The 23,987-nt window shown below is 47.0% G+C and carries 24 protein-coding genes; 18 read left to right on the top strand and 6 right to left on the bottom strand.

All coding sequences use genetic code 11. The features are described 5' to 3' along the window. Positions 1-122: 122 nt before the first annotated feature. The 9 genes from rpsP to recJ all read left to right on the top strand — a co-directional run bounded on the left by rpsP (position 123) and on the right by recJ (position 9,045). Positions 123-368: a 30S ribosomal protein S16 gene (gene rpsP / locus H6995_11450; GenBank protein ID MCP5215611.1), complete on the top strand. Its 246-nt coding sequence runs from the start codon at positions 123-125 to the stop codon at positions 366-368. 18 nt (positions 369-386) lie between these two features. After that, a complete protein-coding gene (rimM, locus tag H6995_11445) occupies positions 387-935 on the top strand; it encodes a ribosome maturation factor RimM (protein ID MCP5215610.1) in 549 nt (182 codons plus the stop codon). A 2-nt stretch (positions 936-937) separates the two neighbouring features. Beyond that, positions 938-1,690, top strand: coding sequence for a tRNA (guanosine(37)-N1)-methyltransferase TrmD (gene trmD / locus H6995_11440; protein ID MCP5215609.1), 753 nt, complete (start codon positions 938-940; stop codon positions 1,688-1,690). A 33-nt stretch (positions 1,691-1,723) separates the two neighbouring features. Next, positions 1,724-2,080, top strand: a complete 357-nt coding sequence (gene rplS / locus H6995_11435) for a 50S ribosomal protein L19 (GenBank protein ID MCP5215608.1) — start codon at positions 1,724-1,726, stop codon at positions 2,078-2,080. Between the two features lie 226 nt (positions 2,081-2,306). Beyond that, positions 2,307-3,041: a DsbC family protein gene (locus H6995_11430; GenBank protein ID MCP5215607.1), complete on the top strand. Its 735-nt coding sequence runs from the start codon at positions 2,307-2,309 to the stop codon at positions 3,039-3,041. Between the two features lie 216 nt (positions 3,042-3,257). Then, positions 3,258-4,454 (top strand): alanine transaminase, encoded by a 1,197-nt coding sequence (gene alaC, locus H6995_11425; protein MCP5215606.1) that lies wholly within the window; start codon positions 3,258-3,260, stop codon positions 4,452-4,454. 70 nt (positions 4,455-4,524) lie between these two features. Next, complete coding sequence (locus H6995_11420) at positions 4,525-5,832, top strand: homoserine dehydrogenase (GenBank protein ID MCP5215605.1); 1,308 nt, start codon at positions 4,525-4,527, stop codon at positions 5,830-5,832. Between the two features lie 61 nt (positions 5,833-5,893). Beyond that, on the top strand, positions 5,894-7,279 hold the full coding sequence (locus H6995_11415) for a threonine synthase (GenBank protein MCP5215604.1): 1,386 nt from the start codon (positions 5,894-5,896) through the stop codon (positions 7,277-7,279). A 35-nt stretch (positions 7,280-7,314) separates the two neighbouring features. Further along, positions 7,315-9,045 (top strand): single-stranded-DNA-specific exonuclease RecJ, encoded by a 1,731-nt coding sequence (gene recJ, locus H6995_11410; protein ID MCP5215603.1) that lies wholly within the window; start codon positions 7,315-7,317, stop codon positions 9,043-9,045. A gap of 17 nt (positions 9,046-9,062) precedes the next feature. Here recJ and H6995_11405 read toward each other — a convergent pair whose 3' ends face one another. Continuing rightward, positions 9,063-10,049 (bottom strand): GGDEF domain-containing protein, encoded by a 987-nt coding sequence (locus H6995_11405; GenBank protein MCP5215602.1) that lies wholly within the window; start codon positions 10,047-10,049, stop codon positions 9,063-9,065. 310 nt (positions 10,050-10,359) lie between these two features. Between H6995_11405 and prfB the strand changes: the two genes are divergently transcribed. The 5 genes from prfB (at position 10,360) to H6995_11380 (ending at position 15,865) form a co-directional block, all read left to right on the top strand. Continuing rightward, positions 10,360-11,458, top strand: a protein-coding gene (gene prfB, locus H6995_11400; protein ID MCP5215601.1) for a peptide chain release factor 2 whose coding sequence is annotated in 2 segments (ribosomal slippage) — positions 10,360-10,434 and positions 10,436-11,458 — 1,098 coding nt in all. Because the reading frame shifts where the segments join, the coding sequence is not laid out codon by codon here. 31 nt (positions 11,459-11,489) lie between these two features. Continuing rightward, complete coding sequence (lysS, locus tag H6995_11395; GenBank protein ID MCP5215600.1) at positions 11,490-12,992, top strand: lysine--tRNA ligase; 1,503 nt, start codon at positions 11,490-11,492, stop codon at positions 12,990-12,992. A gap of 45 nt (positions 12,993-13,037) precedes the next feature. Next, positions 13,038-13,727 carry a uracil-DNA glycosylase gene (gene ung, locus H6995_11390; GenBank protein MCP5215599.1) on the top strand — a complete coding sequence of 230 codons (690 nt, stop codon included), beginning with the start codon at positions 13,038-13,040 and terminating at the stop codon, positions 13,725-13,727. A 194-nt stretch (positions 13,728-13,921) separates the two neighbouring features. Continuing rightward, positions 13,922-15,505: a diguanylate cyclase gene (locus H6995_11385; GenBank protein ID MCP5215598.1), complete on the top strand. Its 1,584-nt coding sequence runs from the start codon at positions 13,922-13,924 to the stop codon at positions 15,503-15,505. Further along, positions 15,506-15,865: a Rieske (2Fe-2S) protein gene (locus H6995_11380; protein ID MCP5215597.1), complete on the top strand. Its 360-nt coding sequence runs from the start codon at positions 15,506-15,508 to the stop codon at positions 15,863-15,865. A 7-nt stretch (positions 15,866-15,872) separates the two neighbouring features. Here the strand turns inward: H6995_11380 and H6995_11375 are convergent, their stop codons facing one another. After that, on the bottom strand, positions 15,873-16,499 hold the full coding sequence (locus tag H6995_11375; GenBank protein MCP5215596.1) for an NTP transferase domain-containing protein: 627 nt from the start codon (positions 16,497-16,499) through the stop codon (positions 15,873-15,875). Positions 16,500-16,871: 372 nt separating this feature from the next. Here H6995_11375 and H6995_11370 point away from each other — a divergent pair, with 372 nt between their 5' ends. After that, entirely contained in the window at positions 16,872-17,903 is a 1,032-nt protein-coding gene (locus H6995_11370; GenBank protein MCP5215595.1) for a cobalamin-binding protein, read from the top strand. Here H6995_11370 and H6995_11365 read toward each other — a convergent pair. Continuing rightward, on the bottom strand, positions 17,866-18,633 hold the full coding sequence (locus H6995_11365; protein ID MCP5215594.1) for an ABC transporter ATP-binding protein: 768 nt from the start codon (positions 18,631-18,633) through the stop codon (positions 17,866-17,868). The two genes, H6995_11370 and H6995_11365, sit on opposite strands and share 38 nt — an antisense overlap. A gap of 4 nt (positions 18,634-18,637) precedes the next feature. Then, positions 18,638-19,615, bottom strand: a complete 978-nt coding sequence (locus H6995_11360; protein ID MCP5215593.1) for an iron ABC transporter permease — start codon at positions 19,613-19,615, stop codon at positions 18,638-18,640. 199 nt (positions 19,616-19,814) lie between these two features. Between H6995_11360 and H6995_11355 the strand changes: the two genes are divergently transcribed. Beyond that, positions 19,815-20,591: an enoyl-CoA hydratase gene (locus tag H6995_11355; GenBank protein MCP5215592.1), complete on the top strand. Its 777-nt coding sequence runs from the start codon at positions 19,815-19,817 to the stop codon at positions 20,589-20,591. Positions 20,592-20,600: 9 nt separating this feature from the next. After that, positions 20,601-21,479 carry a bifunctional methylenetetrahydrofolate dehydrogenase/methenyltetrahydrofolate cyclohydrolase FolD gene (folD, locus tag H6995_11350; protein ID MCP5215591.1) on the top strand — a complete coding sequence of 293 codons (879 nt, stop codon included), beginning with the start codon at positions 20,601-20,603 and terminating at the stop codon, positions 21,477-21,479. A gap of 83 nt (positions 21,480-21,562) precedes the next feature. On the opposite strand, the gene H6995_11345 is transcribed toward folD, so the two are convergent. Together H6995_11345 and H6995_11340 are read right to left on the bottom strand one after the other, a co-directional pair. Beyond that, complete coding sequence (locus tag H6995_11345; protein ID MCP5215590.1) at positions 21,563-22,399, bottom strand: HDOD domain-containing protein; 837 nt, start codon at positions 22,397-22,399, stop codon at positions 21,563-21,565. Between the two features lie 94 nt (positions 22,400-22,493). Then, a complete protein-coding gene (locus H6995_11340; protein ID MCP5215589.1) occupies positions 22,494-23,555 on the bottom strand; it encodes a folate-binding protein YgfZ in 1,062 nt (353 codons plus the stop codon). A gap of 168 nt (positions 23,556-23,723) precedes the next feature. Between H6995_11340 and H6995_11335 the strand changes: the two genes are divergently transcribed. Continuing rightward, on the top strand, positions 23,724-23,984 hold the full coding sequence (locus tag H6995_11335; protein MCP5215588.1) for a succinate dehydrogenase assembly factor 2: 261 nt from the start codon (positions 23,724-23,726) through the stop codon (positions 23,982-23,984). The last annotated feature ends 3 nt before the right edge of the window (positions 23,985-23,987 follow it).

The following is a 23,987-nucleotide window of genomic DNA, read 5'->3' as shown; positions in this document are numbered from 1 at the left end:
AGATAAGTTCTTGGCAGATCAAGTATTTTTGGCGTAGAATACGCGCCTTTTTCGGGCATCTTGCCCTTTCATAAATCGTAGGTGATATCAAAGCCTGCCTGGATTAAAGGATACAATAGCGAATGGTAGTTATTAGATTGGCTCGTAGTGGCGCAAAAAAACGTCCGTTTTATCATCTGACAGTTGCTGATAGACGTCGTCCCCGAGATGGTCAGTATGTTGAACGTGTTGGTTATTTTAATCCAGGAGCGCGCGGTCAGGAAGTGCGTCTACACGTGGATCAAGAGCGTGTTGACTACTGGCTAAGCAAAGGTGCGCAGCCTTCTGAGCGGGTTGCTGCTTTACTTAAGGGTGCCGCCAAGGCATAAGGCCTGGTCAATCCCAGCATGTCATCAGTGGCGCGGGATGATTTAGTTGTGCTGGGTCGCGTGACTACGGTCTATGGTGTCAAAGGCTGGGTGAAGGTTCTATCTGAAACAGAACCAATGCAAAGCATTCTTGAGTATCGTCCCTGGTTCATAAAACGGAATCACCAAGACTGGCAATTGGTTACCTTGGTTGCTGGTAAGCAACATGGAAAGGGGTTGGTGGTTCAGTTCGAGGGGTCTGACGATCGCAATTTTGCGGCCCAATATCGTGGTGCACTGATCGCGGTGCCAAAAGATAGTTTGCCACCGCTTGATGAAGATGAGGTCTATTGGTATCAGTTGGAAGGACTCAAAGTGTTATGCAAGGATGCGAATGAGCAGGAAATTTTGTTAGGTAGGGTCGATCATTTGATGTCGACTGGATCCAACGATGTGCTGGTGGTAAAGAGTTGTCCCGCAAGTATTGATACAAGAGAACGCCTGTTGCCTTATTTGGTTGGTCAGGTGATACAGGATATTGATTTGCAGGCGGGCGAATTACGGGTCGATTGGGATCCGGAGTTTTAGCGGTGAAAATTGGTGTCGTCAGCCTTTTTCCAGAGATGTTTAAGGCTGTGACTGATTACGGAATTACGAGTAGGGCGGTAAAGCAGGGATTGCTGGAGCTGAATTGCTGGAATCCGCGGGATTACACCAAAGATAAACATCAGACGGTCGATGATCGGCCTTATGGTGGCGGGCCTGGCATGCTGATGAAGGTACAGCCTTTGCGAGAAGCGATCAGCGCCGCGAAACAGTTGATGGGTGATGACGCCATAGTTGCTTATTTATCACCTCAGGGTCGTACCCTGGATCAAGCTGCAGTACGTGAACTGGCTGGCAGAGATAAGTTGATTTTGGTGGCGGGTCGTTATGAAGGCATTGACGAGCGCGTGATAGAAGTTGACATCGACGAGGAATGGTCGATTGGTGATTACGTGTTGTCTGGTGGTGAGTTGGGCGCGATGGTGATGATCGACGCGATTACCCGCTGGTTGCCTGGAGCCTTGGGGCATGAGGATTCTGCAGCACAGGATTCATTTATCTCAGGGCTACTTGATTGTCCGCATTACACGAGGCCGGAGAATTTGTTAGATCAGGATGTTCCCGCCGTGTTGATGAGTGGGCATCATGAGGAAATCAGACGCTGGCGTCTGAAGCAGTCGTTAGGTAGAACTTGGTTGCGTCGCCCCGACTTGCTGGAAAAAATTGAATTGGACAGTGAACAACAGGTGTTGTTGGCTGAATTTAAACGAGAGCATCAGGCCGGTAACGGTCAGTAACAAGCCGATATTGGTAGTTTAGGAGCGAGAGTAATGAGCGGAAAAAATACAATTATCCAAGCGCTTGAAACAGAGCAAATGGGCAAAGAAATTCCTCAGTTTGCGCCAGGCGATACCGTCGTGGTTCAAGTGAGGGTAACGGAAGGTAACCGAGAGCGTCTACAGGCTTTTGAAGGTGTCGTTTTGGGTAAGCGTAATCGTGGTCTCAACTCAGCTTTTACCGTGCGTAAAATTTCTCATGGCGTCGGTGTTGAGCGTACTTTTCAGACCTACAGTAAGCTGATTGATAGTATCCAGGTTAAGCGTCGCGGTGATGTCCGTCAGGCCAAGCTGTATTATCTGAGAGAGCTGTCTGGTAAAGCGGCCCGTATCAAAGAAAAAATCCAGTAATAACGAGTAATTAGTTGATGCGGGCGGACTTTTCGCCCGTCCATCGCCCACCTGATACTGGCTTTTTAAAAGCCAGTATACTTGCTGCACATCCAAAGCAATCTGCGCTCTTAAGAGAATAATTTTTCAGCAGTCAGTATGGGCAGGCAATATGGATAGGATTTGCCGGAACCATTCGTGACTGCTAACCTCTAATAACAGTTATTAATTTTGCCCAGGGGGCGTCATGCTAACTCCTATCACTCGACTAATTGCCTTGTTAGCGTTATCGCTGTCCTATCAAGTGACTGTTGTTGCTGAGGATTTGTCAACAGAGGCAAGCATCGCTGCAAAAATTCAGGCGGCCATTCCACAATTGCCCATTACAACGGTGAGCGCGTCTCAGATAGAGGGTTTTTATGAGGTAGAGTTGGCTAACGGTGAGCGCCTGTTCGCTAACGCTAAAGCTGATCATTTTATTGCCGGAGATATGTTTCAAATTAATGATCTCGGTTTGGTAAATTTAAGTGAGGCCAAGCGTGATAAAAATCGCGCTGATAAAATAGCCGCCTTGAAAGATGAAGATAAAATTATTTTTTCCCCAAAAAACAAGAAAGCCACAGTCACGGTGTTTACCGATGTTGACTGTGGTTATTGTCGTAAATTGCACACTCACATGGCAGGCTATTTGGCGCGTGGTATTGAAATTCAATATTTGGCCTTTCCTCGTGCTGGAATCGGTTCAAACTCCTACAATAAAATTGTATCCGCCTGGTGTGCGAAAGATAAGCAAGACGCTCTGACGCGTTTAAAAAATGGCGAGGTTGTTGCGTCGGCAAGCTGTGAAAATCCGGTTGCCGATCAATACCGTTTAGGTAGTGAGCTAGGTGTTACCGGTACGCCAGCACTGGTGCTTGAGTCAGGTAAAATATATCCTGGCTACATAGAGCCTGATCAGTTGGCGAGAGTTTTGGGAATTTAGGGGCCCCAACTTTTCGATGTTGATGATAGCTCTTTTCTAGGCGCTTCTACACTCGCACTCTTCTCTTGAAAGCGAAGAATATGGGTATCTGCGGTTAACCGCAAAATTAACCAATATCCTACCCGTTTTCATCATAGAAAATGCTGTTGTGGCTTTGTGTTTGGGCACCAGCTCCACTACAATATGCGCCTTTTAACCTCTCTCGAAATTGGCTGTGTGAAAAAAGAATTTAGTCGTATTAATCGTCTACCACCCTATGTGTTTAATATCGTTGGTGAGTTAAGGCAACAGGCGCGCGCGCGCGGGGAAGATGTTATTGATTTCAGCATGGGTAATCCGGATCAACCGACGCCCAAGCATATCGTCGATAAGCTCTCCGAGACCGTCCAGCGCGGTAATACCCACCGATATTCGCAATCTAAAGGCATCCCCAGATTGCGGCGTGCTATTTGTAACTGGTACAAAACGCGTTATCAGGTTGATTTAAATCCTGAGAAGGAAGCTATTGTAACAATTGGCTCCAAAGAGGGTTTAGCACATTTGGCGCTGGCAACAATGTCTCCGGGTGATGCAGTCTTAGTGCCCAACCCTTCTTACCCGATTCATCCCTATGGGTTTGTTATTGCCGGTGCGGATATCCGCCACGTGCCGCTAACACCTGATGTAGATTTTTTCAGCGAGTTGGAAGCCGCCATTAAAACCTCCTGGCCCAAGCCGAAGATGCTGGTGTTGAATTTCCCAGGGAATCCTACGACACAGTGTGTGGATTTGGGGTTTTTTGAAAAGGTTGTGGCAATTGCCAGGGAACACAGCATTTGGGTGGTCCAAGATCTAGCTTATGCCGATTTAGTTTTTGATGGTTATCAAGCGCCATCCATACTTCAGGTGGAAGGTGCGAAAGAAGTGGCTGTGGAGTTCTTTTCCCTGTCAAAAAGCTACAATATGCCTGGCTGGCGCGTTGGTTTTTGTTGCGGAAACGAAACCTTGATTCACGCCTTGGGACGTATCAAGTCCTATATGGATTATGGTACTTTTACGCCGATTCAGGTTGCTGCTATTACAGCGCTTGAGGGAGATCAGTCCTGTGTAGAGCAAATCCGGCAGCAATACTTGAGGCGCCGCGATGTACTCTGTGATGGCTTAAATTCGATTGGGTGGGAAGTGGATAAGCCTCGAGCGACGATGTTCGTGTGGGCGCGAATTCCCGAACACTATCAGGCGATGGGGTCGTTAGAGTTCTCTAAAAAACTCATGGTTGAAGCGAAGGTGGCGGTATCACCAGGTATCGGTTTTGGTGAGTTTGGTGATGACCATGTACGGTTTGCTTTGATTGAAAACGAGCATCGGACGCGCCAAGCAATACGTGGAATACGTAAAATGTTTAAGAATGATGGCCTAAATCTAGGGGCTTGAAACCGCCAAAAAAAGAGAAGTGGTTAATCGTATCGGCATCCAACTCCTTTTTTAAGTAGAGGAAATACTTTTGAAACCAGTGAACATAGGAATTTGTGGTTTAGGCACAGTGGGTGGCGGCACCTATCAGGTGCTGACACGCAATGCGCAGGAAATTGCGCGCCGTGCGGGTCGTGAAATACGTATTTCGCACATAGGTATGCGTAAACCAAATGCGAACTTTGATTTCGCTGGTGTTGCGATAAGGGAGGATGTTTTTGATATCGCTAGAGACCCCGAAGTCGATATTCTGGTAGAGCTCATTGGTGGTTGCGACGTTGCTTTAGACTTGGTCATGACGGCTATCGAGCATGGTAAGCACGTTGTGACGGCCAACAAAGCGCTGATTGCCGAGCATGGCAATGAAATTTTTGAAGCGGCACAACAAAAAGGCGTTATGGTGGAATTCGAAGCCGCCGTTGCGGGTGGTATTCCAATCATAAAAGCGATCAGAGAAGGTCTGACTGCAAACCGAATCAATTGGCTGGCTGGTATTATTAATGGCACCGGCAACTTCATTCTGACGGAAATGCGTGATAAAGGTCGCCCGTTTATAGATGTTTTGGCGGAAGCGCAGGTAAAAGGTTATGCGGAAGCAGATCCCACCTTTGATGTCGAGGGAATTGATGCGGCGCATAAACTGACCATTCTCGCCTCGATAGCTTTTGGTATTCCACTCCAGTTTGAAAAGGTCTATACCGAGGGCATTAGTCATATCAGCGCACAGGATATAATCTTTGCTGAGGAGTTAGGCTATCGAATTAAGCATCTGGGTATTGCCAAGTGGACGGAGGCTGGCGTAGAGCTGCGTGTGCATCCGGCGCTGATTCCGGAAAGCCGCTTGTTAGCGAATGTAAACGGCGTGATGAATGCGGTTATGGTGCATGGTGATGCGATTGGCCCCACGCTTTATTACGGTTCTGGTGCCGGGGCCGAGCCTACCGCTTCGGCAGTGGTGGCGGATATTGTAGATTTAGTGCGAACTTTGACCATAGATCCAGACCATCGGGTGCCACATTTGGCGTTTCAACCGGACTGCTTATCGGATAAGCCCATTCTCTCTATGGACGAAATTATTACCAGCTACTATCTGCGCTTAGAAGTGTTGGATCAACCAGGAGTAATGGCCAATGTGGCCCGAATACTCAGCGAACTGGATATCAGCATGGAGGCAATCCTACAGAAAGAGCCGCAGGTAAAGGGCAGTGAGGTGGCGATCATTCTGCTAACCCGCCAGGTGCAAGAAAGTCAGATGAATAAGGCTATTGCTGCTATAGAGGCCTTGGATTCGACGTTGGGCGAGGTGGTGAGAATTAGAGTTGAGTCTTTAGAAGGTTAAAGGAAAGTTTATAGGGTTAATCGAAAGTGGCAGCAAAGGTAACGATCAGGGTGAAAATTCAGTGAAATATATTAGTACACGCGGCAAAGCGCCCGCACTCAATTTCGAACAGGTATTGTTGACTGGGTTGGCCGCTGATGGTGGGCTTTATGTGCCAGAAAAACTACCGGTGTATACGAAAGATCAGATTGCTACCTGGCAGGGTTTGCCTTACACCGAATTAGCCTTCATCCTGATTCAGCCCTTTGTCAAAGAATCCATTCCTGACAACGACCTCAAAGCCATTATTGATGATACCTATAAGGAATTTCGTCACCCAGCCACTGCGCCGCTCACCCAGTTAGACCATAACGAATGGATTCTCGAACTCTATCATGGGCCAACCTTAGCTTTTAAAGACTTCGCGTTACAGTTGCTGGGACGTTTATTAGACTATTTACTTCAGCGCCGTCATCAGCGTGTAGCCATTCTAGGAGCCACGTCGGGCGATACCGGTTCAGCTGCGATTGAGGGCTGTCGACGCTGCGAGAATGTTGATATCTACATCTTACATCCACACAAACGTGTCTCAGATGTGCAACGTAAGCAGATGACCACTGTGATTGGCGACAACATTCATAATCTTGCGGTCGAGGGAAATTTCGATGACTGCCAAAGTATTGTGAAAGCCTGCTTTAATGACCAGTCCTTTCTCAGTGGCGAGCGTTCTTTGGTTGCGGTGAACTCAATCAATTGGGCGCGGATTATGGCGCAAATTGTGTATTACTTTTATGGTGCGTTGGCGCTCGGGAGTCCATCGCGGGAAGTGTCTTTCAGCGTGCCGACCGGAAATTTTGGTGATATCTTTGCTGGCTATCTGGCCAAGCAGATGGGGTTGCCAATTAAGCAGCTCGTTGTAGCTACAAATAAAAATGATATTTTACATCGCTGTATCAGTCAGAACGATTACAGCAAGCATAAACTCAGCCATACGCTGTCACCAAGTATGGATATTATGGTGTCGAGTAATTTTGAGCGACTCCTGTTTGATCTCTATGATCGAAATGGCGCAGCAGTTGCCGGCCTGCTCGGTAGGTTTAATCGCGAAGCGATTACTTTGGATGATAAGGTCTGGCAAAAAGCGAAAACGCATTTCGATAGTTGCGCTGTAGATGACGACCAGACTTGCGCCACCATTGCCGACGTGTTCGATCGTACTGAGCTTTTAATCGACCCTCATACTGCCATTGGCGTCCATGCTGCTCGCGCCTGTAACAGAGATGCCAGGATTCCGATGATAACTTTGTCTACCGCGCATCCGGTGAAGTTCCCTGAAGCAGTACTTAAAGCGGGCTGCGAACAACCACGATTGCCGCATCATATGGCAGACTTGTTTGAGCGCGAAGAACGTTACCAAGTAGTGGCGAATGAAGTTGCGGCGGTTCAGAAGATCATCCTTGCAAGGTAATATTGCTAGCCAGTAACTGATTCAGGTTAAAAAGCATGGGGTTTAAGGATAAAAGGGTTGTACAACGCCCATTAAGCCCTGACTTGCTGACGCAGTTTCCTTCACAACACCCGCTGCTCTCGCGCTTGTATGTCTCCCGGGGCGTTAAGAGTGAGTCTGAGCTAGAATTAAGCCTGTCTGAACTTTTGCCTTTTCAGGATTTAAAAGGGATAGGAGCGGCAATTAATCTTCTCCAGCAGGCACTCCTTCTCCAGCAACGCATTCTGATTATTGGTGATTTCGATGCCGATGGTGCTACCAGCAGCGCATTGGCTATGAAAGCGCTCGCGGGGTTTGGAGCGCGCAATGTGGGCTATCTCGTTCCCAACCGCTTTCAATTTGGTTATGGGTTGACGCCAGAAATTGTGGAGGTAGCGAAGCAAAAGCAGCCTGACCTCATTGTTACGGTAGACAATGGTATCTCCAGCCTTGAGGGAGTTGCAGCGGCGAAAAGTGCAGGCATCAAAGTGCTCATTACCGATCATCACTTGGCTGGTTCCCAGTTGCCAGATGCGGACGCCATCGTCAATCCCAATCAGCCTGGTTGTGGTTTTGCCGGAAAAAATACTGCCGGGGTGGGTGTCATCTTCTACGTCATGATTGCATTACGGGCGCAGCTAAGAACGTTGAATTGGTTTGAGCAGCAGTTGCTTCCCGAGCCTAACCTAGCGGACTATTTGGACCTGGTGGCGCTGGGTACGGTCGCGGATGTTGTACCTTTGGATCGTAACAATCGGATACTGGTGAAGCAGGGTTTACAGCGTATTCGAGGGGGTAAGTCGGTCGCTGGGATACGTGCGTTGCTGGAAGTCTCTGGGCGTGAAGCACAGACTTTAGTAGCCAGTGATTTAGGCTTTGCACTGGGGCCTAGACTCAATGCGGCCGGTCGGCTAGAGGACATGTCGTTGGGTATAGAGTGCTTGCTTTGCGATGATGAAACCTTGGCCTTCGCGATGGCGCGTGAATTGGATGAGCTTAACCAGACACGTAAAGAAATTGAGTCAGAAATGAAACAGCAGGCGCTGGATAGCCTAAGCGAAGTGGATATCGAGACTGAGCTAGTTGGCGTATGTCTGTATAATCCAGATTGGCACCAGGGTGTTATTGGTATTTTGGCCTCAAGAATTAAAGATCGTTATCATCGGCCGACAGTGGTTTTTGCTGATGCAGGTGACGGTGAGATTAAAGGTTCGGCTCGTTCCATTGCAGGCTTCCATATTCGAGACGCCCTTGATTTACTGGCCAGTAGGTATCCGCAGCTCTTAGAAAAATTTGGTGGGCATGCAATGGCAGCGGGTTTGAGTATAAAAAAGACCGATTTTCAAGTCTTTGCAGCTGCCTTTGATCAAGTGGCGCGGGAACTGTTGAACGCGGAAGATTTAGCACAAACAGTGTTTAGCGACGGGGTTTTAGTCTCGGAACATCGTTCGTTGGAGATAGCGCAGTTAGTGCGCGACGCGGGCCCATGGGGTCAACATTTTCCTGAACCGCAATTTGAGGGCGAGTTCAATATTGTCCAGCAGCGCTTAGTTGGCGAACGACATTTGAAATTAAAGCTGAGGGTTGATGATGAGCAACAGGTCTTGGATGCAATTGCTTTTTTTGTTGATTTAGAAAAATGGCCTACGCTGGCGACTCGGTTACGCATGGTTTACCGGATGGATGTAAATGAGTTTCGAGGTCAGCGTTCATTACAATTTGTGGTCGAATATATGGAGCCTTGTTAGCCTGTGTATAGATGTTGCTAGCTCAATGTGGCGATAACACTCTGATTACGACCATTATCTTTGGCGCGATACAAGGCTTTATCCGCCTGATCAACTGTCTGCTCCCAGTGATCGTAGATTTTTCCTTTGTTAGAAACACAAGACACGCCGGCACTAACGGTCATGACTTTGAAAGGGCTTGGTTCGTGGGGAATGGCTTCTTTGACGAGACCGTCGACTATTTTTTTAACCAAGATACTTGCTTGAGAAGTGTCGGTTGAAGGCAATAAAAGTAACATTTCTTCGCCGCCGTAACGATACAAACGATCAGACTTTCTGATACATGTTTTGACATAATTGGCGACGGTTTTTAAAGCCTCGTCTCCAGCACTGTGCCCATAATGGTCGTTAAACAGCTTGAAATAGTCCAGGTCCATTAGCACAACAGAATAAATTTGCCGATAGCGCAACGCCGCTGCGTGCGTGTGTTGTAAATCCACTTCCATAGCGCGGCGATTGCCAATGGCCATTAAATGATCTTCAAGGGAAAGCGCCAGTAATTCCTGGTTCACTTGGGCCAGTTCTTTGGTTTTTAATTCAACGGACTTTTGGATCATTTCCGATTGCATTTCGACGACATGGAAATGTGCGTTAGCCAGTTCGGAAGTGGTGATGAGACCGACAAGTTTTTCATCATCATCCACCACAGGAAAGTGTCGAATAGAGTTCGCACGGCTAATAACAAGAGCATCAAACAGTGATTGGTTTTGATTCAGACTCATGATCGGAGAGGACATAACTTGTGCCGCATTAAGCGCCAGCAAATCTGCAGAACTATCAGTTTGTTGTAGCCTACGGACAATATCGCGTTCAGTCACTATTCCGATAGGGCTGCCGTTCTCACAGATGATAACGCAAGAATGATTTTGTTGCGTCATTTGTGCGAGCACCGAACGCAGACCACTTTCCTGAGCTACCTGAATAATGTGCTCTGACATGAGGGTTTTGACTAGGATGTCCTGCATTTTATGTGTACTCTATTTTGGTAGTGCCTGTTGGGGTCAGTTAATTAGCCGATAGTAAATTGCATCCTTGAACTGGGTGCATTCTTCTTCGTAATTCATCCCTTTTCTCTATTCTCTTTTAGTATAGGTGCTAGTTGAGGGCTTTTGTAGAAAGCGCGTAATCAAAGGCTACCATGGCGGATACCATAAAAATTGGTGGTGAGTAAATTTTGAAAGCGAAATACCTGAAGGTTATGTGCTAGCAAACGTTCAAACGAGCAGTCCAATCGGTTAGAATGGCTGGCTTTGTCGCTGATGAGAAACTGAATATATGTTCGAAGTGAGCCCTATTAATCAATCGCTTAAAGAATTACGTGAGCGCACGCAAGTGCTTCGGGGGTATCTTTGACTACGAGCAAAAGTGTGAGCGTCTCGCTGAAGTGGAGCGGGAGCTTGAAGAGTCTGATGTATGGAATGATCCTGAGCGAGCACAGGCGTTAGGAAAAGAGCGTTCTGCGTTGGAGAGTATTGTTAATACCATCGCCTCCCTTGATAAAGGAATCATTGACGCTAAAGAATTACTCGATTTAGCCGTCGAAGCAGAGGATGCAGAGACTATTGAAGATGTTATTAGCGAAGTAGATAAGTTGGAGCAGCTATTATCAGGGCTGGAGTTCCGTCGTATGTTTTCGGGTGAAATGGACCCTAATAATGCGTTCTTGGACATTCAGGCGGGTTCGGGTGGCACCGAGGCTCAGGATTGGGCTGAAATGCTGCTACGTATGTATTTACGGTGGGGCGAAAGCGAAGGGTTTAAAGCGGAACTCGTTGAAGTATCAGCCGGTGATGTTGCTGGTATTAAAGGCGCCACTATTCGCTTTGAGGGCGATTATGCCTATGGCTGGCTGAGAACGGAAACGGGTGTGCACCGATTGGTGAGAAAATCTCCGTTTGATTCAGGTAATCGCCGACATACTTCATTTGCGTCGGTGTTTGTTTCGCCGGAGATTGACGATAATGTAGAAATTGATATCAACCCGGCTGATTTGCGTATAGATACTTATCGCTCAAGCGGTGCTGGAGGACAGCATGTCAACACGACCGACTCTGCTGTCCGTATTACCCATGAACCGTCGGGTATCGTAGTACAATGTCAGAATCAGCGTTCGCAGCACCAAAATCGTGATTTCGCGATGAAACAGTTGCGCGCCAAGCTTTATGAAATGGAGATGCTTAAACGCACAGCAGCGGCACAGGTGCTAGAAAACAGTAAGGCGGATATTGGCTGGGGCAGTCAAATTCGCTCCTACGTGCTGGATGCATCGCGTATTAAAGATTTGCGTACAAACGTAGAAACTTCCAATACACAAGCAGTGTTGGATGGTGATATTAACAAATTTATTGAAGCGTCGTTAAAGGCTGGCCTTTAGTAAGTCTCAACTAGTGGAAGTGTGAAAATTCATGATAGAAGAAGCAGAAGCACCACAGGACGAAAATAAAATTATTGCGGAGCGTCGAGCTAAACTTGATAGTCTGCGAGAGCAGGGTGATGCGTTTCCTAATGATTTTCGCCGTGATGCCTATGCGGCCGATTTGCACGAAGCACATGGGGATAAGGATAAGGAGACACTGGAGCAAGAGGGTATACGTATTCGTGTTGCCGGACGTATTATGTTACGCCGCATAATGGGTAAAGCCAGCTTTCTAACTTTGCAGGATATGAGTGGCCGCATCCAGTGTTATGCCCGCAAAAATGATTTACCTGAAGGCGTCTATAACGAATTTAAAAAATGGGATTTGGGGGATTTAATCGGCGTAGCAGGAACTCTTTTTCGAACCAATACCGGCGAGCTATCCATCCACTTAGATGAACTGAGACTATTAACGAAATCCCTGCGCCCGTTACCGGATAAGCACAAGGGGTTGGCGGATCAGGAAATGCGCTATCGCCAGCGTTACCTGGACTTGATGATGAATGACGAGTCGCGTAAAACCTTCGTCATACGATCAAAAATTGTCGAAGCGATTCGCCGCTACCTAACCGATCATCGCTTTTTAGAAGTGGAAACGCCGATGATGCAGGTGATACCTGGTGGTGCTGCTGCCAAACCTTTTGTTACCCATCACAATGCTCTGGATATGGATCTTTATCTGCGGATTGCGCCAGAACTCTACTTGAAACGCCTAGTAGTGGGAGGTTTTGAACGGGTGTTTGAGATTAATCGTAATTTCCGTAATGAAGGTCTGTCGACGCGTCATAATCCGGAATTCACTATGTTGGAATTTTATCAAGCCTACGCTGATTACCGGGATTTGATGGATTTGACAGAGGATATGCTGCGTACAGTCACGCAGAATGTTCTGGGTGGCACCAAAATACACTATCAGGGCAAGGATTATGATTTTTCACAACCCTTTCAACGCATGACAGTGGTAGATGCCATCCTACATTACAACCCAGGTATCACTGTTGCTGATATTAATAATCTGGATTCAGCCAAAGGCCTCGCTAAAGCATTGGGTATTCCATTGAAAGACAGCTGGGGGCTGGGCAAAGTGCAAATCGAGATTTTTGAAAAGACCGCCGAGCATCGCTTGGATCAACCGACCTTTATTACTGAATACCCTACTGAAGTTTCGCCCCTAGCCCGGCGTAATAACCAAAATCCGGAAGTCACCGATCGCTTCGAATTTTTTGTCGGAGGTCGGGAGATTGCCAACGGATTTTCTGAGCTTAATGACGCGGAGGACCAAGCGGAGAGATTTCGACAGCAGGTTTCTGAAAAGGAGGCTGGTGACGATGAGGCGATGCACTATGATGAGGATTACGTCACCGCACTGGAATATGGTTTGCCGCCCACGGCTGGAGAAGGTATCGGCATAGATCGTTTGGTGATGCTGTTCACTAACTCGCCATCAATTCGTGACGTGCTACTATTTCCGCATATGCGGCCGACAAATTAGGGTTAACAGGTCGCGTTAACGGGCCCTAACAAAGAGGCGCGGTAAATGGTCGAAACTCAGGATCGTATAAAGCTTGAAGCATCCTGGAAGCTGCTCTTGATGGAGGAGTTTTCCAAGGAGTATATGAAGCAATTGCGACAATTTCTGGCCGAGAGTAAAAGCAAAGCTAAAATTGTTTACCCCCCCGGCGATCAAATTTTTAATGCCTTTAATCTCACCCCCTTTGACAAAGTTCGAGTCGTTATTATCGGTCAGGATCCTTATCACGGCCCAGGTCAAGCCCATGGCTTGTGTTTTTCTGTGCAGACAGGCGTTCGATTGCCGCCCTCGTTGCAAAATATCTATAAAGAAATTAATCAGGAACTAGGTCTAGAGTTTAGTTCAAATGGATGTCTGAGTAGCTGGGCGGAGCAGGGAGTATTGCTGCTAAATAGTGTGCTCACTGTTGAAAAGGGCCATGCAGGCTCGCACCAGGGCAAAGGCTGGGAGCAGTTCACTGATCGTGTTATCGAAATTATTAATGAAGAGCATGAATCCTGTGTGTTTTTGTTGTGGGGAAGTTATGCGCAAAATAAAGGACAGATCATCGACAGGAATAGGCATTTAGTCCTAGAGTCGCCACATCCATCGCCATTTTCGGCACATCGCGGTTTTTTCGGCAATGGTCATTTCAAACGTGTTAACGAGTATTTACAGTCGAAGGGAAAAACGCCGATTGATTGGAGGGTGCCCTGAAAGAAACGAAATATAAGGGGGGAGGTATACACATCCTTGTGTGAGCGCGATCCATCGCGCGCTCCGTTGCTATACAGGATCGCTCAATAACTGAGTTTTTTCCTGGATGAAAGAGCTTAAATATATGTAAGTATTATCTTACATAAGCGCGCTCTTATGAATGCCATTTTATTTGCGTCGATAGGTTAAAAATAATGAAAATATTTTATCGTCGTTATATCGCAGTTATTTGCCTGCTTGGGGCTACCCTTTCGGCGCTATTTTATCTGCGTCTGGATGGGCTTCAGAGAGTCGCCGTCAATAATCAGTTTCATCAAGAAATAGACCGCAAAGTGGATTTGTTAGAGCGTGAAATTCAATCACATCTGGCAATTGTGCGATTCACGAAAAATCTATTTGAGACCTTTCGTATTATCTCGGCTGACGAGTTTGAAAGAGTGAATAGAAGCACGCTGGATGATAATCCCGAATTAGTTGCTATAGAGTGGATACCGTTGGTGACTGCGGCGGATCGTTTGCCCTTGGAGCGGCAGCGGCAGCAGCAGATAGCCGGCTTTCATTTTAAGGAGTTCTCGGAGCACGGTGGCCTGATATTGGCGCAACAACGCTCAGAATATTTTCCAGTCTATTATTCCCAGCGTGATGGTCAAGGTGAGGCGATGCTGGGCCTTGATTTGGCCGCCGAGGAGGGGCAGCGAAGAATGTTAATGAATTCCAGGCTAACCGGACAATTAGCAGTGATGCTTGGATCAGCTAATAACAAGCGAGAAAAAACAGGAGTTGAATTACGGGCATTTGAGCCGGTTTACCGAGGCGAACCAAATTCTGATACTGAGCGTTTCCGCAGCTTGAAGGGGTTTGTACTAGTCCGGTTTATGCTGGCAGATATTGTCATGCAAGTATTCAAAGAAACCGATCTACGGCAGATTAGGGTGCAATTGATCAACAGTAACAGAGTGGGTTCAGAAGTGTTATTTGATGCAAGCCCACAAAAAGAGCAGGTGCTGTTTGCTAAGTTTCGCTATCAAAAACCTTTGCGTGATATTGGTGGGCAACGTTGGTTGATTGATGCAACGCCAACAAATGCCTATTTAACAGCACATAAGAGTGCTATGGCTGAGATGGTCTTTGGATTCGGAATGATTCTGACGTTGGTGGTTACGTTCTTTCTGCTTATCATTTCCAAACGTGAAGAGAAAATTCAAGAAATAGTGAGTCAGCGCACAAAGGAATTATCTGCAGCCAATCAAAAGTTAGAGTTGATGACACTTACAGATGCCTTAACTGGAGTGGTTAACCGGCGCGGATTTGATCAAGTTCTCGAAATCGAATGGAATCGCTCGATTCGCGAGGATATTCCAATAACGCTTCTGCTCATTGATGTGGATTGCTTTAAATATTACAACGATAATTACGGACATATCGCCGGGGATGATTGCCTCAAGCGCGTGGCTGAGGCAATTGCTGGTGTACCGCAACGGCTTGGGGATTTGGTAGCACGCTACGGAGGCGAAGAGTTTGCCGTCATGCTACCGAATACCGATGATAAGGACAGTGTTGTTGCCCATAAGTGTCGACTTGGTGTGGAAGCCTTAGCTATTGAGCATGGATATTCGCCGGTTGCCAGAGTGGTTACTGTGAGTATTGGTACGGCTACAGTCAGGCCGCAGCGAGGGACAAGCTTTGTATCTCTGATCCAAGCCGCAGATGAGGCAATGTATTTGGCCAAAACTGAGGGTAGGAATCGAGTGGTAAAAGCGCCGGTAGAGGGGGTTTAGTTGCACAAAGTACGGTTAGTAAAATGGGATGAGTTACCGTCTCGTACACCCGTGAAAGCACTGGTGGAAGCGGTAGATTTGATGGTCATACGTTATGGTGATGAGGTTTCTGTGCTCTATGGCCGCTGTTTGCACCGGGGTGTCTTGCTGGCAAATGGTGTCATTGTCGGTAAAAAGGTGATCTGTGGCTGGCACGGATGGGAGTTCCGCTACGATACTGGCGCGAGCGGTCAGCGCTGCCCAAATCTACAAAAATTTGATAGCTGGTTAGAGGGTGATTATCTCTGCGTGGATGCGGATCAAATACGCCTCTGGCGAGAACAAAATCCTCAGCCCTATCAGCCAAGCGAAGCGCCTTAAAATTTTATTATTGCGCTGCGTAATTTCGTTCGACGTCTACAATGCCTTCTATATTATTACTCAGTGTAAAGCGGTCGATTGGTTTGGCCGGGTATTCAACGGTGATCGCATTGTAGAGCTGCGTCCATTTATCAACGCGCTTTATATTTTCTTCAGTAAGCGCATAGCGTAAATCTTCAGCTAGCTCTACTGGCCACAATCCATATTCTGGATGTGGTTTGCCTCCGCAGCTGATATAGGCCATATCGGCTTGATGGCGCTCTATCTCCTCCAACATGTGCAACACCAAGTCATGCGGAATAAAGGGCGAATCAGTTGCAAAGGTGGCCAACCATTCCGCTTTTGGATCGTTGTCGCGAGCCCACTCCATACCGGTAAGAATACCGGCTAAGGGACCGCTGAGTTCCTCAATAGCATCTGGCACAACGGGGATCGAGATATCCTGAAAGCGGGTGGGGTCACCGTTTGCGTTTAAAATAAGACTCGTGACCTGAGGCAATGCGCGCTCGATTACATAAGAGAGCACCGGTTTTCCCATCAGTTTTTTCAAGCATTTCTCGCCACTATTGGTAGTACGGTGAGAATTACTTGCCAGTAGTATTCCTACAACCGGCGGTTTTGATTGAGTTGTCATTGGCAAACCTCTTTTCTATAAGCTAATGATAGCGGGGTCCTTCGATTCTGGCCCTATTAACTTGGCCTCTTTTTCTCAATCTAGAGATAATTCTATACCTATTAATTTAGCTGTGGAAATATATAAATGCGAGTGGAAAATTAATTTCTTCTCAGCTAATTAATATTAGCTCGCTTATACTTAACCGCTTTACCCATCATCGAGGGACGCCATTTACCACCAGGGGTGAGGAAGCGAACTAATATTAGCGCCCGGACGATGTTGTCGTCGGAATCAAACGTCAGCTTAATCGCCCCGCAATCTGTTTGCACACTAGTATAAGGGTTTTGAGCGCGCGCAAAATACGCCACTTGGAGAGTCTAATCAAGTACCATGAATCAAAGTTTTGAGAATCTAGACAATCAGTGGTCCATTTTATGGGCTAAATGTTTGCAAGCGCCGCTAACGCCGCTGTTGTTCATCTTGCTGTTCATAGTCAGCCAAGCTGTTCTTGCGGACACGCCAAGTTCAGAGGTTGGCGCTAATACAGGGGCGACAGAAACCAGTGCGGCGGCAATTAAGGTTGTTGATGATCAAGGAAATAGGCTGATCTTGACTCAGCCCGCTCGACGAATTGTCAGTTTGGCGCCACATATTACCGAAATGCTGTTCAGTGCCGGTGCTGCAGAGCAAATAGTAGGTACTGTTGCGTTCAGTGATTATCCGGCAGCTGCCGAGCAGATTCCTCGTGTGGGAGATGCTGCTAATCTGGACATAGAAGCTATTGTGTCGTTACAACCGGACTTGATTGTGGCCTGGCGTAGCGGCACACCTCAAAGGGCGATAACGGCTTTACAGCAATTGGGCTTTCAGTTGTATCTGTCCGACCCGAGCAGCTTCAATGATATCGTGAAAAATATTAGTGATCTCGGACGACTGAGCGGACATAGCGAATTTGCAAAGAGTCAAATTCACCAGTTTTTGGATCAATTGGCTAAGTTGGAGCAGCGCTACCGAATACCCCCTAAGGTGAGTGTGTTCTACCAAATTTGGCAGGAACCACTGATGACAGTGAATGGCAAGCATTTGATCAGCCAGGTAATTGATCTTTGTGGAGGGGTAAATCTTTTTGCGGATATGCCGAGGCTGACGCCCCAGATTAGCTTGGAGTCAGTAATGGCTAAAAATGTGCAGGCTATTCTGGTTAGCGCCTCGCCTGCCGGCGATGACCATTTGCTAGCCTATTGGCAACGTTGGCAAAGCCTGCCGGCGGTACGCCATCAAGCTATTTATAAGATACCCTGGGATATCATCTCTCGTCATAGCCTACGTATCTCTGAAGGCGCTAAATTAATATGTGAATCGATTGAGCAAGTACGTCAGAAACTTACTGAGGATGATAAAACACCTTCTCGTTCAGATTAATGCGCTCTACTGGCCAGCCGTAAGCCCGCTCCAAATGCTGAGTTTGTAATACGTCAGCTAGCGTGCCCTGCAAAGGTTCATCATTGGCATTTAACAACAGAGCGTGAGTACAAAAGCGAGCAGCGAGATTTAAATCGTGCAATACCATGATGATCAAACCCTGCCGTTCTTTAATTGAGTGGACAATCAAATTCAGCAATTTGATCTGGTGATTAAGATCCAGGTGGTTTGTCGGTTCATCTAAAAGCATGATTTGAGGAGTTTGTGTTAACAATGTTGCAATTTTTAATCGCTGTTTTTCGCCGCCCGATAGTGAATTGCTAAAACGATCTTGAAATCCTTCCAGTTCTACGGAGCGCAGTGCCTTGGTAGCGATATCGAAGTCCTTATAACTCTCGCCACGCCAGCTCTTAATGAAGGGGTGGCGTCCAATTAAGGCTGTCTCTATGACACTCGCCGGAAACGGCTCATCTTGCTGTTGAAATAAAATACCAAGTTTTTGAGCAACGGCACGTTTTTTCAGATGGCTTAGAGGTTGCCCCAAAAGTTCGATACTTCCGCTCAATGGCGCACGTAATCCAGCAAGTGTATGTAATAGCGTGGTTTTGCCTGCACCATTACGGCCTAAAATTGCCCAGATTTGATTGGCTTCAAAATTGAGCGTGATGTTCTGACAAATCACCAATTCACCTACGCTGAGGCTGAGATTTTTGGCGGCAAGTAGAGGCATGCTGCTAAAATTTCCTTTGGCCGCGATATAGGATAAACAAGAATAAAGGTACTCCTAACAGCGCAGTAATCACTCCGACAGGAAGTTGCTGCGGGCTAAATAGTGTTCTGGCGAGCAGATCAGCGATGACCATAAGAGTTCCGCCAAGCAGCAGGGAGGCAGGTAATAGCGTGCGATGATCGCTACCGATGCTAAGACGGACAAGGTGTGGAACGATTAGCCCCACAAAGCCGATATTTCCAGCCATACTGACCGAGACGGCAGTGAGAAACGAGGCGATAATAAATATGATGAGGTAAACTTTTTCCACGGATACCCCTAGAGAGGCCGCTTGAACACTGCCATGCAGTAATAGATTTAGTGGTCTGGCCAGATAATAGGATGAGGCAATACCAATCAATAGCGCCAAACTGGCCCAACCATAGGATGACGAATAGCCAAAGTCGCCCATTAACCAATAAAGCATACTACGTAGCCCCTGATCTGGGCTGATGGCAAGGATAAGGCTGATTAGCGCACCCCAGCCCGAAGCGAGGACAACGCCTGTAAGTAATACTTTCATGGGAGACCAGCTACCAGTCCCATGTGCAATGCCGAACACCAATAATGTCGACAATAACGCGCCGAAGAAGGCACTCAAGGAAACGCCAATGCTTGCAATACCCGCTAGCATCGCCAATAGTGCGGCAACTGAGGCGCCGCCAGATACGCCAAGGATATAGGGGTCAGCTAATGGATTTCTAAGAATTACCTGCATTAATGCCCCGGCAATTGATAGCATCGCGCCAACCATAAAGGCTGTTATTGCTCTTGGAATACGTAACTCCCAGATTAAAGTATGGGCGAGCGATTCGGACCCAGTGGTTAGCGCCTGCCAAAGTTGCCCAAAAGTGAGGGTCATACTGCCCGAGCTAACGCTAACAATCAGGCTCGTCAAGGCGGCGCAAAATAATAGAACCAATAGTCGGGTTGATTTTGTCATTGAATACCGTTTGCTTAGAGATAACCGCAGGCGCACTAGGCCTGCCGGTTCAGCGGTTAAGTATACCTGCCGGTTAGAGCGATCATAAATTAATTTAGTATATTTTGTTATAGCGATTGGCAGATAGTCCGCGCTGGTTTTGGGCGCAGATACAAGGTATGATTTCGCCTTTTTAATCCTTCAGAACGGAATTATTGAAATGTCCTATGAGAATGTGATTACCGAGCGTCACGGTAAAGTTGGTGTGATAAAGATGAACCGCCCACAGGCGTTAAATGCGCTTTCGTCGGGATTAATGAAGGATGTATCAGCCGCCTTGCTGGAGTTTGAAAAAGATAACGATGTTCATGCCATCATTTTAACGGGCAATGAAAGAGCATTTGCGGCGGGAGCGGATATCTCAGAAATAAAGGATCAGCATTTTATTGATCTATATACTACGGATTTCATTAATGCGGATTGGGAAGGGATTGCTAAATGCAAGAAGCCCATCATTGCTGCGGTAGCGGGTTTCGCACTTGGTGGTGGCTGTGAAATCGCAATGATGTGTGATTTTATTATTGCTGCGGATAATGCGAAGTTTGGCCAGCCTGAAGTGAAGTTGGGAGTGATTCCTGGCGCAGGCGGAACCCAGCGATTGGCGCGCTTTATTGGTAAATCCAAGGCAATGGATCTTTGTCTTACCGGACGTATGATGGATGCGGAAGAAGCCAAAATCTGTGGTTTGGCTTCGCGGGTTGTGCCTTTGGAAAATCTGATGGAGGAGTGTATTGCCATCGGAATGGAAATTGCTGAATACTCTCAGCCGGCAGTTAAATTGGCTAAAGAAGTAATTAATAAAGCTTACGAAACAACGTTGAGAGAAGGGGTGAAATACGAACGTCGTATATTCCAAGCACTATTCTCGACGGAAGACCAAAAAGAGGGAATGAATGCCTTTGTTGAGAAACGCAAACCCGTGTTCCAGAATAAGTAGAGATTTAAAATGGCGCAAATTATCGATGGCAAAGCCTTTGCCGCGCAGCTGAGAGAAAAAGTAAAGGGTATGACGGCGACATTGCTAGCGCAGCATGGAGTTCAGCCGGGCCTTGCAGTCATATTGGTGGGCGAGGACCCCGCCAGTCAGGTTTATGTTCGCAATAAAGGTAAGCAGGCGTTGGAGGTTGGCTTTAATTCCTATGAGCACAAACTGCCGGAAGATACATCAGAAGAGGATTTGCTGGCGGTATTGGATCGTTTGAATCGAGATAGCAACGTACATGGTATATTGGTGCAACTGCCATTACCCTCTCATATTTCTGAACAGAAAGTGATTGACCGAATCAACCCAGAAAAAGACGTTGACGGATTTCACATTAGTAATGTGGGGAAGCTGGCCACGGGCCTGGAGGGTTTTGTGCCCTGTACGCCGCTGGGATGTAGCATGCTACTGAAGGATCATTTGGGCGATTTGTCGGGTCTCAATGCCGTAGTGGTGGGGCGCTCGAATATTGTCGGCAAGCCTATGGCAGCCTTGCTGCTTAAAGAGAGCTGCACTGTCACCGTTGCTCATTCCCGTACTAAAAACCTTGCTGAAGTTTGTCGAGGCGCGGATATTTTAGTGGCTGCCGTAGGAAGGGCGCAGATGATTAAAGGTGATTGGGTGAAACCAGGCGCCACAGTCATTGATGTGGGTATCAACCGCATCGAAACCGAGGACGGAACAACTCGCTTAGTCGGCGATGTAGACTTCGCTTCAGTTCAACCTGTGGCAGGAGCGATTACACCAGTGCCTGGTGGCGTTGGCCCTATGACGATCGCCTGCCTATTGTACAATACGTTAGTTGCCGCATACCGTATCAATGGACTGGATTTTTCGGCATAGGGAGCGACTGGCCCGCGAAGACTACAGCAGAAATTGTGGCTGGGCCATAAAAGTAGACGGTGATTGGTCTACTTCTTGGCGTTTTAGGCAAGCATGGCCAGCGCTGCTTGCAGATTCGCTGAAAGATCTTCATCCTCCTCCTGATCCTTTGTGGGGTCGAGACCAAGCCGATTAAAGGCGGGAATGAGAGACCAGTCAAGCAGGGTGCAGGGATGATCCGTGCCGATGTAACTTTGCAAATTTGCAACGGTCACTATATCGACAAAATCCACCCGGTCACTTTCTCGAGAGAAATTCAAATACTCCAAAGGCACTTCACATAATTCTTCGCTGAAATCCCAGGCTCTAAGAATCATCCAGCCCAGTTTCGGATGAAGTTTTTCGATTACTTCATCGAGAGTAAAACCGTCAGAAAGCAGGTGGTCGTTATCTTCGGCAAACTTAAGAATCGGCAATACACCAATTTTATGGGTTAGCCCAGCTAAAGTTGCCTGTCCAGGCGATAGGCGCGTGTAGTTTTGAGCCAACACGTTGCAGATGCCAGCAACCTCAGTATTGCGCGACCAAAGTTCGCGCATGCGCGAATCGATAATATCGGAAGTTGCCTGAAACATTTGCTCCATAGCTAAGCCGGTTGCCAAATCAGCACTATAGCTCATGCCTAAGCGGTTAATCGCCATTTTGAGATTTTCAACTGGCTGACTGGCACGTAACAAAGGACTGTTGCATATTTTAATAATACGGGCAGATATCGCAGTATCACTGCTAATGATTGAGGTCAGATCACCAACATTCGCGTCTTCATCTTGTGCGACTTCGCGTATTCTTAAAGCCACCTCTGGCAGAGTGGGGAGCACTAACTTATCCGTTTCGATGGCGGTAATTATTTCGTTTTCTACAGTTGTAAATATATCGGACATAGTTTCTTTTACAGGTAATTGTGGTCTAAAAATAAGTATAGAAGCCTTTCCTGGAAATGCGCATTAATAAATTCTAAAAAAACGAAGCAAAAGTCTATTTTATATCATCGATTTGATAGGGAAGCTCAAGTCGCGAACCGGTAAAGTTTTGATTATCAACGGTGAATTGCCAATCGGATGTTTCCGCTAGCTCATCAAGCACCACTAATAATACTTCCTGCTGTTCGGTATTGACCCTCACAGCTTCAACCAGAGTGGCGACATTTTTTTGCGAATTAGTATCCAGAAGATCTGTTCCAGGAGTGAGAGTCGGCGCCTTTTCCAGCATAGCTCGTAGCATGAGGCGTTTGGACTTGCCACGGTATTGGGTACGGGCCACAATTTCTTGTCCGGTATAACAGCCTTTTGAAAAACTGACGGCATTAATTGCTTGGAAATTAAGCGCTTGGGGGATAAAGGTTTCTGCTGTGGCGAGGCTAACCTCCGCGATACCGGCGCGAATATCTTCCAGTATCCAAGCGTAAGTGCTTGCCGGTGAGACGACCACAGCGAGTGTTGACCAAAGTGCTTGGGCATGTGTTACCGGCAACCAGGCTTCATAGCGCGTATTGCGTCCAGGGTTTCGAATCAGTAGGCCGCGCTCGTTTTGTGTGGCTTGATTGATTTCTGTGGGAATCTCGCCAAAGAACTCCGTCAGCAAGTTGTCGCACGCCTCGCCATGAATGCCAATACCAACCCAGGTGTCTACAAAACTTGTCATTTTGGATTTAAAAAATACGATATATTTACCCAAAGTCGCGATGCTTGAATCGATAAGGTTTTGGCGCATGCGCAGCATAAAACTTGGCGGCTCGCAATTTTCTTGCTGTATTAATCTAAAACTCGTGTAAATACGCCCCTTCGGTGTACAGGCTGCTCCCAGACTGCTGATTCCGGTGGTAACGGCGTTGACATCACAGGTTAACTGTCCTTGCATAAACTTGGCGCTGTCTGGCCCTGCAATATTGAGCAGAGCTTGGTGCGTAAGAGGCGCAATAAAAGAGGAGCTGGTTATTGAGTCTAGGGATTTAAAGGTGGTAACAAGTTCGGTGCCTTGGTTATCTACAAATTTGGCTCCCTGATTTTGTAAATAGGTTTTCCAGTTATCGTTTACCATAAAAATCTCATATCGTTCTAATGTTTTGTTTGGTGTTGCCGTCCGGGTTAGTATGAGTATCCTTATCGGGGAACACAAGAGGGTCAATAATATCGCACAGGGGAAGCGTCTTAGATTGCTTTTATATATAATCAATCTCTCAGATTTCAATCCCTGCGAAGATATAAAATGACTGAAAATGTTAATCGTAAGCGTCTCTATTGGCATAGCCGACGCGGTATGCTGGAACTGGATCTAATTCTAGTTCCCTTTTTGGAAGCCCGATTTGATTATTTGGATGACGATGATCGAAAGCGCTACGAACAATTGCTTGCAGAGGAAGATCAGGATTTGTTCAAATGGTTTCTAGGCCGAGAGCTGCCAGAAGATAAGGAGATGGCGCGGATTGTCGGGCTTATTTTGGACTATGCAAGAACCCCTAAGGATTAATCT

It is taken from the genome of Pseudomonadales bacterium, assembly GCA_024234615.1.
Taxonomy (GTDB): Bacteria; Pseudomonadota; Gammaproteobacteria; order Pseudomonadales; family IMCC2047; genus JAJFKB01.
Note: the sequence above shows the minus strand (reverse complement) of the source record. Positions and strands in the feature narration are given on the sequence as shown.